This window comes from Nakamurella lactea DSM 19367 (assembly GCF_000426645.1).
GTDB lineage: Bacteria > Actinomycetota > Actinomycetes > Mycobacteriales > Nakamurellaceae > Nakamurella > Nakamurella lactea.
Genome location: NZ_AUFT01000016.1, coordinates 155,941 through 168,264, shown reverse-complemented (window position 1 = coordinate 168,264; position 12,324 = coordinate 155,941). Strand labels below are relative to the sequence as shown.

Below are 12,324 nucleotides of genomic sequence, written 5' to 3'. Positions count from 1 at the left end.
CATCAGTTTAACGTTACCGAACGTTTGACAATTCTCAACTGATAGCGAGGTACCGATGGACATCGTCTTGATCCCCGGCCTGTGGCTGAACGGCCCATCCTGGGATCCGGTGACCCGCCGGCTGGAGCGGGCCGGTCACCGGGTGCAGGCATTGACGTTGCCAGGCATGGAGTCCAGGGACGCCGACCGCAGCGGCATCACCCTGGACGATCACGTCGCCGCCGTGGTCGCGGCGCTGGACGGGGCTGACGGCCCGGCCGTCGTCGTCGGCCACTCGGCCAGCGGCACCCTCGCCTACTGCGCGGCCGACGCCGGGCCGGACAAGGTGAAACGACTGCTGTACGTCGGCGGATTTCCGGCCCGGGACGGCGAGCTCTTCATGTCCGGCCTCCCGACCGACGGGGCTGACGCACCGTTCCCCGGTTGGGCGGAATTCGAGGGCCCGGACAGTGCCGACCTGGACGAGGCCACCAAGGACCGGCTGCTCGGCGAGTTCATCCCGTCACCCGCGGGGGTGCTGGCGGGAACGGTCCGGCTGACGAACGACCGGCGGATCGACATCCCGGCCACCGCGGTCTGTCCGGAGTACTCCCCCGAGGACTTGCGGGCCTGGCTCGACCACGGCGACGTCCCGGAACTGGCCAGGGCGACCGATCTGAGCATGGTCGACATCGATTCCGGCCACTGGCCGCAGATCACGGTTCCGGACAAGCTGGCCGAGCTGATTCTGGCCGAAGTCGCGCGTTAGCGGTCGGGGCTCACCAGCGCAGGCCTCCAACCTGGACAGTTCCGCGCGCAAAATCGCCGATCCACCAGCGCAGACGTCCAACCTGGACGGTTCCGCGCGCCGTTGCGCCGTCCCGCGGACCGATCCCATCAGGCAAGATGACGTCATGGCGTACAGCGTGGTACGGGATTTTGTCGTCGACGAACGAGATATGCGGTTGCACTCCACCGGGGTCGGAACTCCGGTGTTGATGCTGCACGAGCTGGCCGGGTCGGCGCGCTGCTTCGCGCCCGTCGTGCCGCACCTGGTGGCCGCCGGACGCGAGGCCGTCGCCCTCGACCTGCCCGGGCACGGGCGCAGCGAGGCGGTGCCGGGGTCGTCGCTGGACGGCTGCGCCCGGCGGGTGGCGGCCGCGCTCGACGAGGTGACCAGGGACCCGGTCGACATCGTCGCCGTCGACTACGGCGGCTACCTTGCGCTCAGCGTTGCGGCGTTGTTCGGCGATCGGGTCCGCAAGCTGATGCTGGTCGAACCGCTGGTGCCGCCGCGCGCCGGCCGGGCGCCGGCCACCGTTGTCGGCACCACGCAACGGGCCAGGGGCGCATTCACCGTGCTGCGGCAGGGCCGGCACGGTCTCGGGCAGATGCACTCCGTGCTCGAGCAACTGCGCACCGCGGACCCGGCCTGGTGGGACCGGCTTTCCGGCGTCACCGCCCCGACCCTGATCGTCGACGGCGGCAACGGCAGCGCCGGTAACGGGGTCGACCTGGACGGCCTGTCCGCGGCCGTACCTGATTCCAAACGCATCAGTGTCGGTGTGGGACACCGGGTCTGGGCCGCCGACCCGAAGATGTTCACCGAGCTGACGCTGGCCTTCCTGACCGGCTGACGGTCCGGCCCGCCGACCCGGCCGGACCGCACAACGACCTTCCGCTCGAGCTCAGTCCGCCGATTTCGCCGGGAACGAGATCGCCGGGAAGTCAGCCAGCCCACCGGCCAGCAGGTCGAAGCCGATGTCCAACGTGCGCAACGCTTCCGATGCCGATGCGTCCGCGTTGATCCCGGCGACCTGGCGCAGCAGGTTCGCCATCATCAATGTCTGGATCACCGCGAAGGTCTGCTCGGCAACCATTCTCGGGATCAATCGATCCGCCGTCAGCTCACCGAGATCCGGCTCGTCCGAGGACGATGCGCCGCCGGCGGCGTCCGACCGCAGCGCCTGTTCCACCCAGTCGCCGGTGTGGTGCGCGGGCGAGAATCCGGCTGCCTCCTCGAGGGCGGCCACCAGGTTCTCCCGCATCGCGCTCATCCGGCCCTCGAGCGCGGTGGTCAGCGCCGGGCTGCCCAGCAGCATCCTGGCGAACGGCGCGACCCCGTCGTGCAGCCCGGTCCACTCGGCACGACGCTGCAACTCCGATCGGACGAACTCGCGGATCGCCTCGATCGGGTTGGTTTCCGGCTCCCGGTCCCGGACCGCGTCGGCCAGATCCGGGTAAATGGTGGCGCCCGCGCCGAAGAACAGATCCTCCTTCGCCGGGAAGTAGTTGAACACCGTCATCTTCGAGACGTCCGCCGCCGCCGCCACATCCGCCACCGAAACCGCCTCGAACCCGCGCTCCAGAAACAGCCCGATCGCGGTGGTGGCGATCCGCCGGCGGGTCTGGTCCTTCTTGCGCTCCCGCAGGCCGGCCTGGCTTGACATGGCACTCAGCTTAGCCGCTGTCCGTAGTCGACCTAATTATCGACTTGTCATATTTCTAGGTTCGGTCTATTTTTGATCTCGACCAACCTAATCTTGAAGGAGCCCACCGTCATGACCTCAGCCGTTCCCACCGCGTCGCGTGTACCGCCCGGCATGAGTCGGTTCGCCCAGACCGCGGTGACGATTGCCGGGATGGCGGTCCTGCTGATCGCCATCCTGGACACGAACATCGTCACCAGCGCCGCGGTGCCGATCGCCGACGAACTGCACGCAGTCGGCGGCGCCGCCCAGGTGCCGTGGTTGGTGACGGCCTACCTGCTGGCCGGCACGGTGGTGCAGCCGTTGTACGGAAAGCTCAGCGACATCGTCGGGGTCCGGCCGGTCATGCTCGGATCGCTCGGCCTGTTCCTGCTCGGCTCGCTGGCCTGCGGACTGGCCACCTCGATGCCCGAACTGATCGTGCTGCGCGCCGTGCAGGGCCTGGGCGGCGGCGGGCTGCTGAGCGTGACCATGGTGGTGTTCGGGCACCTGCGCGCCGAGGACCCGGACAGCTCGGCCGGCACCAACGGCAACGCCATCGCCGGGCTGCTGGTCGGTTTCGGGCTGGTGATCGCCCCGCTGGTCGGCGGCCTGCTCCTGTCACACCTGGGCTGGCGCTGGATCTTCTTCGTCAACCTGCCGCTGGGATTGGTTGCCTGGCTGGCCATGGCCCGCTTCCTGCGGGTCAGCTTTGTGCCGACGAGGGAACGGATCGATGTCCTCAGTGGGCTGCTGATCGGCGGCGCGGCCGCCCTGCTGCTGTTGGTCTGCGAATGGGGCGGCCAGCGGTATTCCTGGTGGTCCGCACCGATTCTGGGCCTGCTGGTGGCCGTGCTGTTGCTCGGCTTCGCCTTCGCCCGCCGACAGCGCCGCTCACCCGCGCCGTTCTTCCCGCCGCGACTGCTGCGTCATCCGGTGCTGCGGGTGGTGACCCTGTTGCAGGTCGCCACCGGTCTGGGACTGGCCGCCGGCACGGTGTACCTGGTGATCGAACTACAGGTGGTGCACGGGCTGTCGCCGATCGGTACCGGCGTGGCGATGATCCCGGAGGCACTGGGCCTCGGCCTCGGCGGTCTGATCGGCGCCCTGTTGATCAAACACCATCGTCCGTTGCGGCTGTCGATCATCGCCGGTACGGCGCTCACCGCGGTCACCATGGTCGGGCTGGCCATGCTGACCGTGCACAGTCCCTGGTGGCTGATCGGCTCGCTGCTGTTCCTGCTGGGCGCGAGCATCGGCATCTGCATCGGCAACGAGGTGATCATCGTCCAGTCGTCGGTGCACAGGGCCGATCTCGGCATGGCCACCACCGGAATCCGGTTCGTCGAGTCCGTCGGCACCTCCGTCGGGGCAGCTGTTTTCGGGGCGATCTTCGTGACGGTCGTCGGGGTCGCCGGGGCCGCCGCGTCGGTGATGCACGCCATCGACCTGGTGTTCGCGATCGGGGCAGCGGTGATGGCGATCGCCGCCGCCGTTGCGCTCAGGTTGCCGGCCGGGTCGGTGCAGCAAATGTCCGCAGCTCAGCCGCACATGTCCATCGCCAGCAACCCGGCGCCGCTGGCCTGAACGCTGACGTCGCCGATCGCCTGGTCGGGTCCGATCTGCAATCGGAAGTCGGAGTGCACGTTCTCCCGGCTACGGAAGGCCGCACCGTTCAAGGTGAAGGTCGCGGTCTTCCAGGTGTCGGTGTTCGTCCTGGTCACCGATCCGGTGCTGTGGTAGGCCTCGTCCGGCTGGGCCGAATCGTATTGCAGGAGCCAGCTTCCGGTGCCGTGGTCGAAGTAGCTCACCTCGACGGTCGCGGAGTAGCTGCCTCCCGGTATCAGCCGGTCGTCCAGATCGAAGTACATGTAGTTCGACCGCTCACCGACCGTCGCCCGGGCCGGGCGCCCGCCGATGGTCACCCCGGTGGTGACGCCGTCGTCGTTCTCGACCTGTTCGAGCCCGGCCGGCTGGTTCTGCCCGCCGAGGGTGATGCAGGCCTTGGCGGTGTCGTCCTTCCCCGGGTTCACCACGACCACCGTGGTGGTCGGCAACTGCTGCGTCTTTCCGCCGACCTTGGTGGCGAAGCTGAAATCGACGGCCCGGAAGTCCGACCTGGCACCGGGATCGACACTGATCCGCACGACCGATGCACGTTGACCCACGGATGGTGCGATGACCAGCCCGCTACTCGGCGACACAGTGACGCCGGCCGGCGCCGTCGCCTTCCACGTCACCCGCTTCTGCCCAAGGCCGGTGCCGGCCGCGCCGACCAGGATCTCCTTGACCGACCCGGTGGGGACGGTCAGCGTCCCGGTCGGATCGGTGAAGCCGATCGCCGCGACCTGGGCATCGGAGTATGACGGCGGTGCATCCTTCGGCCTGGTCCCCCAGGCCTTGCCGGCCTTCCCGGGTGTCGCGGCGAGGGTGACGTCCACGGTCCCGCCGGTCTGCAGGATGGACGGCGGCAAGGCGGTACTGGTGCTGTTGGCGCCGTTCACCGCGGTCCTGGAGATGTAGTGGTCGGCGGTCCCGGCCCGCGGGGTGTTGACCGTCAGCGTCTTGCCGTTGCCCAGCGAGATGACAGCGGTGCTGAACATCGGCGTGTTCAACGACAGGTCCGGCCGGCCGGGCGTCACCGGGTACATGCCGAGCGCGGCCCAGACATACCACGACGACTGCGCCCCGAGGTCGTCGTTGCCAGGAGCACCGTCCGGGGTCGGGCTGTACAGCTGGGTCTGCAGCCGGCGCACGGCATCCTGCGTCTTGGCCGGCTGTCCGAGATAGTTGTAGACCCAGGGCACACCGAAGTCGACCTCGTTGCCGGCCCACATGTACGGCACGTTCGGCCCGTCGTTGATCTGGCGGAAGAAGGTGTCGAGTCGTTTGGCCGCAGCCGCTTTGCCGCCCATCACGGCGATCAGGCCGGCCATGTTCTGCGGCACCAACCAGTTGTACTGCGCGGCATTGCCCTCGTCATACCCGTCCTGCCCGAACGCGCCGGCCGGCGGGGTGACGAAGGCCGGCCCCGCCGGGTAGGCACCGTCGTCATCCCGCGGCTGCAGGTAGCCGGTGGCCGGGTTGAAGATGTTCTGCCAGTTCTGCGACCGGGCAGTGAACTCGGCGGCCAGGTCGTGCCGGCCGACCTTCGCCGCCAATTGGGCGATGCCGAAGTCGTCGATTGCCCACTCCAGGGTCTCCGAGGCACCCTGCCGGCCGTGATCACCCTTGGAGTCGGCATTGTTCGGCGCGTAGCCGAGCCGCACGTAGTCCTCGACGCCGGGGCGCTCCCGCCAGCCCCAGCCGATCGTCTCGGACCTGGTGGCGCCCTTGACCATGATGGGCAGCGCCGACTCGATGTCCAGCCCTTGCGCGCCGAACGCCGACAGGTTGGCGAACACCGCGACCGAGTTGTCGCCGTTCATCTGCGAGGTGGTGCCGTTGGCCAGTGGCCAGCGCGGCCACCAGTCGCCCTGCTGTTGCGCATCCCGCAGCAGCGAGTTACCCATGTCGCCGGCTTCCTTCGGTAACAGCATGGCCTGCAACGGGATCAGCGAGCGGTAGGTGTCCCAGTCGGAGAAGGTGGCGTACTGGGTGTGCCCGGCCGGGATGTCGTGGATCTCGTTGTCGAACCCGATATAGCGGCCGTCGACGTCGTTGAAGGTGTTGGGGTGCAACAGCCCGTGGTACAGCGCGGTGTAGAAACTGGTGAGCTGGGAGTCGGTGCCGCCGCCGACTCCGATCTTCGTCAGCAGCGCTCTCCACTCGGCCCTGGTTTGCGCGGCCGTCGCGTCCAGGTCGAACCCGGAGATCTCGGCGGCCATGTTCTTCTTGGCGCCGGCGACGCTGACGTAGGACATCGCGACCTTCGCCGTCACCGCGGTGTCGTCCGTGGTGTCGAAGGTGAGGTAGGCGCCGGAGTTGCGGCCGGTCGCGGTGTCGCTGCCGGCCGTCACCGCCCCGCCCTGCCAGGTGCCGTGCGCGCTGAACGGCCGGTCGAAGACGATGTCGAAGTAGACCGTGTATTGGTTGCCGTTGCCGCAGAAGCCGCCGGTGGTACTGGATCCGGACACCTCCCGGTCGCCGGTCACGGTGACGTCGGCGGCCCGGCTGCCGGACAGGCTCGACCCGGACTTGACCAGCACCTGGGCGGTGCTGCCGGCCGGGTAGCCGAACGTCGCCAGGCCGGTCCTGGTGCTCGCGGTGATCCTTGCGTCCACGTCGGAGTCGTTGAGGTGCACGGCATACGAGCCGAGTTCGGCGTGCTCGTCGTCGTGACCGAAGTGCTCGGAGCGGTTCGCCGGATCGGTCACCTGGCCGGTGATAGGCAGGATCGGCACGTCACCGAAGGCCGTGCAACCGACCGAGGCGTGGTTCAGGCTGAAGCCGCGCAGCTGGTCGCTGTGGTACTGGTAGCCGGCGTACGAGCCGACGGTGTCCGGGCTGAACTGCATCATGCCCAGCGGTGTCGACACTCCGGGAAAGTTGTTGATCTCGCCGACGGTGCCTCCGCCCCGGCCGGTGCCGATCATCGGGTCGACGTACCGGGTGGGGTCGGCGACCACCGCGCCGGCCGCCGTTGCCCCGGCTACGGCCGCCCCGGGCGGCGGACCCGACTCGGGCGATGCACTGGCCCCGGCCGTTGCCGGCGCGGTGACCAGCAACAACGCGGCAGCAGCGGTGGTCAGCATGGTGCGTCGACCGGCCATCAGGTCCTCCCAGAGCGTGACAACGATGTCAGATAGGTCGTCGTCAGCAAACACGCCCCGGTCCCGTTGGTCAAGACCCCGGTACTCCGCGTACTGCACCAAGAGTGGGCACCGGCCACACCCCTGGTGCATGTCGCGGGTGTCGGCGGCTACTTGTCGGCGGTCAGCCGGCCGCCCTGGCCCCAGCTGTCCGGCGTGGTCTCCTGGATCCAGATCTGCACGCTGTCGGCGGGCACGCCGAGGGTGTCGACGAACGCGTTGGTGACGTTCTTGACCAGCTCCCGCTTGAGCTCGACGGTGCGCGGTCCCTGTTGGATGGTGATGGTGGGCATGGGTGCCTCCTGGTCTGACGAACTACTGTCTGACGGTCGTCGCCGGTCGGCGACCCACCCAGTGCACCGCGCCGCCCGACCGGGAGCCAGCCCGATTCACCGATGACGGCGATCAGGATTCCGAATCGGTCCGGAGCTCCCTGGCCGCCTGCGCGCAGGCCCGCAGCAGCGGCGCCATGCTCCGTGAGGTGGCGTCCGCCCGCACGGCCAGCCAGGTCGTCAACAGCAGCTCCGGACTCACCCGGCGGAAGGCCACCTGCGGGACCCGCATGGTGGCGGCGTGCGCGGCGAAGATCACCGTCCAGTGCTGGGCGCCGCTGCCGATCTGGGCCAGGGTGTTCTGCAGGGAGTGCTCGCCGGAGCTCATCAGCGGTTCGAAACCCGCTGTGGCGCAGGCAGTCAGCACTAGATCGACGAGCGGCGGGTTGACCGAGCGCGGCACCAGCTGCAGGGCATATCCGGCCAGCGCGGACAGCTCGACCCGGGGTGGCCGGGCGGCGGCCGAGCCCGCCGGCAGGGCCACCAGGAGCTGGTCGTCCCACACCTGAAGCAGCTCGAGGCCCGCGGCATTGCCGACGTCGCCGCGGACGAAGGCCGCGTCCAACCGTCCGGTGCGGACCCGATCCAGTCTCGACCGGGTGGAGGTGCTGACCAGCTCGGTCTCCAGCGGCGGGTCGCCGTCCCGCAGTGCGAGCAGTACCCGGTCCAGCCGCTCCCCCATTCCGGAGCTGGTGCCGATCCGCAAGGTGCCGTGCCCGCCGGGCGGGCCGACGGCGGATCTCGCGTGTTCGGCCGCGGCCAGGGTGGCGCGGGCCTGCGGCAGGAATCGTTCGCCGGCGCTCGTCAGCCGCACCCCACGGCCGGCCCGGTCGAACAGCGGGGTGCCGAGTTCGCGTTCCAGGTGGGCGATCTGCTGACTGACGGTCGGCTGGCTGACCCGCAATCGCTCGGCGGCCCGGCCGAAATGCAGCTCCTCGGCGGCCGCCACCACGAACTCCAGCTGCCGCAACTCCACCCGACGATCCTGCCAGATCCACCATCTGTTCCGCCGGAGAGCACCCGATGTGGGTTCTCAGCGCCCACTCGATGCATTCGACGGTACGGGCCTGGCTACGCTGGGGGGATGGGTCGGGCCTGGATTGCGCCGGATTGGGACGGCGCCGTCAACCTGCACCACCTCGGGGGTGACGTCTACCGAATGGCCCGCCGTGAGTGGCTGACCGACGCGGGCTGGCGGCAGGCGCACCTGGACGGCGTGCGCACCGTGATCGACCTGCGCTCGGACCGCGAGCGGCGCCGACGCGACACCGACCCGCAGGTCGACCCCGCCGTGCTGCAGCAGATCCGGCTGGTACCGGCGGCCACCGAGGATCCCGATCATCCCGAATACCAACGGATCCTGGTCCCATACCTGGACCACCCGCAGGGCTATGCCGACTACCTGCGGCTGTTCCCGGACCGGGTGGCCGCGGCGTTCCGGGCCGTTGCCGCGGCCGAGGGTGCGGTGGTGATCCACTGTTCCGCCGGCCGGGACCGCACCGGACTGATCGCCGCCATGCTGCAGGAGTTGGCCGGCGTGCCCCGCGGGCAGATCCTGGATGGCTACGAAGCGGCGGCCCGCGGCATCAACGATCACCTGCGTGGCCGGTCGCACCAGCACGAGAGATGGCACCCGGAGGCCGAACTCGCGCCGAAGATCGTCGACCGGCGGGCGGCGCTGGATCGGTTCCTGAGCGGACTCGCGGTGGCGGACTGGTTGCGCGACAACGGGTTGACCGACGCCGAGGTCGCCACCCTGGCCGCTCGCCTGCACACCTGACCCCCCCCGCAGGGCGTAGCGGGGTTGTCCCGCCGGCGGGACAACCCCGCTACGCCACCGGCGGGACAACCCTGCTACGCCTTGGGTTCGTCAGCCCTCGAGCTGCTCGGCGGCCTCGAGCCAGGCCAGCTCGGTGTCGGCGTGTTCGTCGGCGGCGGCTCTCAGCTGGCCGTTGAGCTCGGTGGCCTTGGCGTAGTCGGCGCCCACCTCGGCCAGCTGGGCATGCAGCTGATCCTGTTTGCGCTGCAGGGATTCCAGCTTCTTCTCCAGCCGCTGCAACTCCTTGCGCAGCGCCCGCAGCTCGCCGGCGTCACGAGTTGGAGCGGCCGCATCGACCGGCGCCGGGGCGGCAACCGACGTCCCGCCCGCCGGTGTGCTCACCGCCGCCGTCACCGGCTGCAGAGCTCGGCGCCGCAGATACTCCTCGACCCCGCCGGGCAGGTGGGTCAGCCTGCCGTCACCGAAAAGCGCGTAGACGTCGTCGGTGACCCGCTCGATCAGGTATCGGTCGTGCGAGACCACGATCATGGTGCCCGGCCAGCCGTCGAGCAGGTCCTCCAAGGAGGTCAGCGTGTCGGTGTCCAGGTCGTTGGTCGGCTCGTCCAGGATCAGCACGTTCGGCGAGGCCATCAGGATCCGCATCAGTTGCAGCCGGCGCCGCTGCCCGCCGGACAGCTCGCCGACCCTGGTCCACTGCTGGGCGTGGGTGAAGCCGAACCGCTCGGCCAGCTGCGAGGCCGTCATGTCCCGGCCGCCGAGGTTCACCGTGCCGGCGATCTCCGATACTGCTTCCAGCAGACGGAGTTCGGCCGGCAGCTCGGCCGCGTCCTGGGACAGGTAACCGATCTCCACGGTCTTGCCGCGCTTCACAGTGCCGCCGCGGACCAGCCCCCGGGTGCGGGCCGCGGGGTCGTCCGGATCGTCGGTGAGTACCCGCAGCAGGGTCGACTTGCCGGAGCCATTGACGCCGACCACACCGATCCGGTCGCCGGGGCCGATTCGCCAGGTCACGTCGTCCAGCAGCACCCGATCGCCGGCCGGGGCAGGGACCGCCACCGTCAATTTCTCGACGTCGAACACGTCCTTGCCGAGCCGACGCCTGGCGAAGCTGTGCAGCTCGGTGCTGTTCCGCGGCTCCGGCACGTCGGCGATCAGCGCCTCGGCCGCCTCGATCCGATAGCGCGGCTTGGAGGTGCGGGCCGGCGGACCTCGCCGCAACCAGGCGAGTTCCTTGCGGGCCAGATTCTGTCGGCGTTCCTCGGCAGCCTGGGCCAGCCGCAGCCGCTCGGCCCTGGCGAACACCCAGTCCGAGTAGCCGCCCTCGCGGATCTCCACCCGCTCGTCGACCACCTCCCAGGTGGTGGTGGCAACCGCGTCGAGGAACCAGCGATCGTGGGTCACCGCGATCAGCGCGCCGCGACGGGCCAGCAGATGCTCTGCCAGCCAACTGATTCCCTCGATGTCCAGGTGGTTGGTCGGCTCGTCCAGGATCAGCAGATCGGCGTCGGTCACCAGCGCAGCGGCCAGCATCACCCGGCGCTGCTCGCCGCCGGACAGCCCGCCCAGCACGGTGTCCAGGCCGATATTGCCCAGCCCCAGACCGGTCAGCACGCCACGGACCGCCGAGTCCGACGCCCAGTGGTGGTCGGCGCCGCTGCTGAAGGTGTGCAGCGCGACGTCCCGGACGGTGGCCGTCGGGTCGAGATCCGCTGCCTGGTCGACCATCTCGATCCGGGTACCGCGGGTCACCGCGATCCGGCCGGAGTCCGGTTCCAGCCGGCCGCCGAGCACGGCCATCAGCGTCGACTTGCCGGATCCGTTGAGCCCGAGGACGCCGATCCGGTCGCCGTCCTGCACGCCCAGCGACACCGACCCGAACAACCGGGTGACGCCCCGGGTGACGCCGACATTCTCCAAGTTGACGATCGGGGGCATCAGCCGATGCCGTTCATGATCCGGGCGCCGGGAACCGGGCCGGTGGCCACCCGGACCGCGCGACAGGTGCCGGTGCCGGCCAGCTGTGCCGCGACTTCGCCGGCATGCCGGGCGTCCGTGCACAGCAGCGCGACGGTCGGGCCGGATCCGGAGACCACCGCACCCAGCGCTCCGGCATCGGTACCGGCCCTGACGGTGCGCCGCAGCCCCGGATTCAACGAAATGGCGGCCGCCTGCAGATCGTTGCCCAATGCGGCGGCGACGTCATTCACGTCACCTGATCGCAGCGCGCCGATCATCTCGTCGACGGAGCCGGCGCGCAGCGGCCGGCCGGCCGCACGCAGCCGGTCCAGTTCGCCGAACACCTCCGGGGTGGACAGCCCCTCGTCGGCCAGGGCCAGCACCCAGTGCAGGGTCATCCTGGTGAGCACCGGCGACAGCAGCTCGCCACGACCGGCGCCGACGGCGGTGCCGCCGAGCAGCGCGAACGGCACGTCGGAGCCGATCTGCTGCCCGATCTCGGCCAGATCCCGCGGGGTGAGCTGGGCATCCCAGAGCTGGTTGCACGCCACCAGCGCGGCCGCCGCGTCCGCGCTGCCGCCGGCCATCCCGCCGGCCACCGGAATCTGCTTGTCGATCTCGATGGCCACCGGTCCGTCCTGCACGCCGTACACCCCGTGCTCGCGCAGGGTGGCCTGCAACTGCCGGGCGGCCTTGCCGGCCAGGTTGTTCAGTCCGGCCGGCACCGTCCCGTAGCCATTGGTGCGCACCGACCAGCGGGCGGCCGGCCGCACCGTCAGCTCGTCGTAGAGGTCGACCGCGTGAAAGACGGTGCTCAGTTCGTGGAAGCCGTCCTCGCGCAGGTCACCGACGGCCAGCGCCAGGTTGATCTTGGCCGGCACCCGGACCCGCACCGGTGCCCGGTCGTCGCGCGGCCGCTGCGGTCCACCGGATCCCCGCCTGGACCGGCGCCGGCCGGGCCCGCCGGCGGACGGGTCCGAGGTGGTACTGGCCAGCCGCGGCCGGAACGTGCCGTCCGTCATCGGGCCCCCTGCCGCTCGTCCCTCGCACAGGCGCCC

Annotated in this window: 10 protein-coding genes; 4 read left to right on the top strand and 6 right to left on the bottom strand. The window is 69.9% G+C overall.

Features of this window, described 5'->3' with window-relative positions; all coding sequences use genetic code 11:
* Window positions 1-55: 55 nt before the first annotated feature.
* Together K340_RS0116125 and K340_RS0116120 are read left to right on the top strand one after the other, a co-directional pair.
* Entirely contained in the window at window positions 56-748 is a 693-nt protein-coding gene (locus tag K340_RS0116125; protein ID WP_029137472.1) for an alpha/beta fold hydrolase, read from the top strand.
* A gap of 145 nt (window positions 749-893) precedes the next feature.
* Window positions 894-1,616 carry an alpha/beta fold hydrolase gene (locus tag K340_RS0116120; protein ID WP_029137471.1) on the top strand — a complete coding sequence of 241 codons (723 nt, stop codon included), beginning with the start codon at window positions 894-896 and terminating at the stop codon, window positions 1,614-1,616.
* Window positions 1,617-1,667: 51 nt separating this feature from the next.
* On the opposite strand, the gene K340_RS34425 is transcribed toward K340_RS0116120, so the two are convergent.
* Window positions 1,668-2,429 (bottom strand): TetR/AcrR family transcriptional regulator, encoded by a 762-nt coding sequence (locus tag K340_RS34425; protein ID WP_051266531.1) that lies wholly within the window; start codon window positions 2,427-2,429, stop codon window positions 1,668-1,670.
* Window positions 2,430-2,540: 111 nt separating this feature from the next.
* On the opposite strand from K340_RS34425, the gene K340_RS0116110 reads away from it, so the two are divergent.
* Complete coding sequence (locus tag K340_RS0116110; protein WP_154674297.1) at window positions 2,541-4,034, top strand: MFS transporter; 1,494 nt, start codon at window positions 2,541-2,543, stop codon at window positions 4,032-4,034.
* On the opposite strand, the gene K340_RS0116105 is transcribed toward K340_RS0116110, so the two are convergent.
* The 3 genes from K340_RS0116105 to K340_RS0116095 all read right to left on the bottom strand — a co-directional run bounded on the left by K340_RS0116105 (window position 3,989) and on the right by K340_RS0116095 (window position 8,506).
* Window positions 3,989-7,159 carry a GH92 family glycosyl hydrolase gene (locus K340_RS0116105; protein ID WP_211229476.1) on the bottom strand — a complete coding sequence of 1,057 codons (3,171 nt, stop codon included), beginning with the start codon at window positions 7,157-7,159 and terminating at the stop codon, window positions 3,989-3,991. The genes K340_RS0116110 and K340_RS0116105 overlap by 46 nt on opposite strands.
* A gap of 149 nt (window positions 7,160-7,308) precedes the next feature.
* Entirely contained in the window at window positions 7,309-7,491 is a 183-nt protein-coding gene (gene dmpI / locus K340_RS0116100; protein WP_029137468.1) for a 4-oxalocrotonate tautomerase DmpI, read from the bottom strand.
* Window positions 7,492-7,603: 112 nt separating this feature from the next.
* Window positions 7,604-8,506, bottom strand: coding sequence for a LysR family transcriptional regulator (locus K340_RS0116095; RefSeq protein ID WP_029137467.1), 903 nt, complete (start codon window positions 8,504-8,506; stop codon window positions 7,604-7,606).
* 108 nt (window positions 8,507-8,614) lie between these two features.
* Between K340_RS0116095 and K340_RS0116090 the strand changes: the two genes are divergently transcribed.
* A complete protein-coding gene (locus tag K340_RS0116090; RefSeq protein ID WP_029137466.1) occupies window positions 8,615-9,310 on the top strand; it encodes a tyrosine-protein phosphatase in 696 nt (231 codons plus the stop codon).
* 90 nt (window positions 9,311-9,400) lie between these two features.
* Here the strand turns inward: K340_RS0116090 and K340_RS0116085 are convergent, their stop codons facing one another.
* Both K340_RS0116085 and K340_RS0116080 read right to left on the bottom strand, forming a co-directional pair.
* On the bottom strand, window positions 9,401-11,245 hold the full coding sequence (locus K340_RS0116085) for an ABC-F family ATP-binding cassette domain-containing protein (RefSeq protein WP_029137465.1): 1,845 nt from the start codon (window positions 11,243-11,245) through the stop codon (window positions 9,401-9,403).
* Window positions 11,245-12,288 carry a 4-(cytidine 5'-diphospho)-2-C-methyl-D-erythritol kinase gene (locus tag K340_RS0116080; RefSeq protein WP_084614528.1) on the bottom strand — a complete coding sequence of 348 codons (1,044 nt, stop codon included), beginning with the start codon at window positions 12,286-12,288 and terminating at the stop codon, window positions 11,245-11,247. The genes K340_RS0116085 and K340_RS0116080 overlap by 1 nt, the downstream gene beginning before the upstream one ends.
* Window positions 12,289-12,324 lie beyond the last annotated feature (36 nt).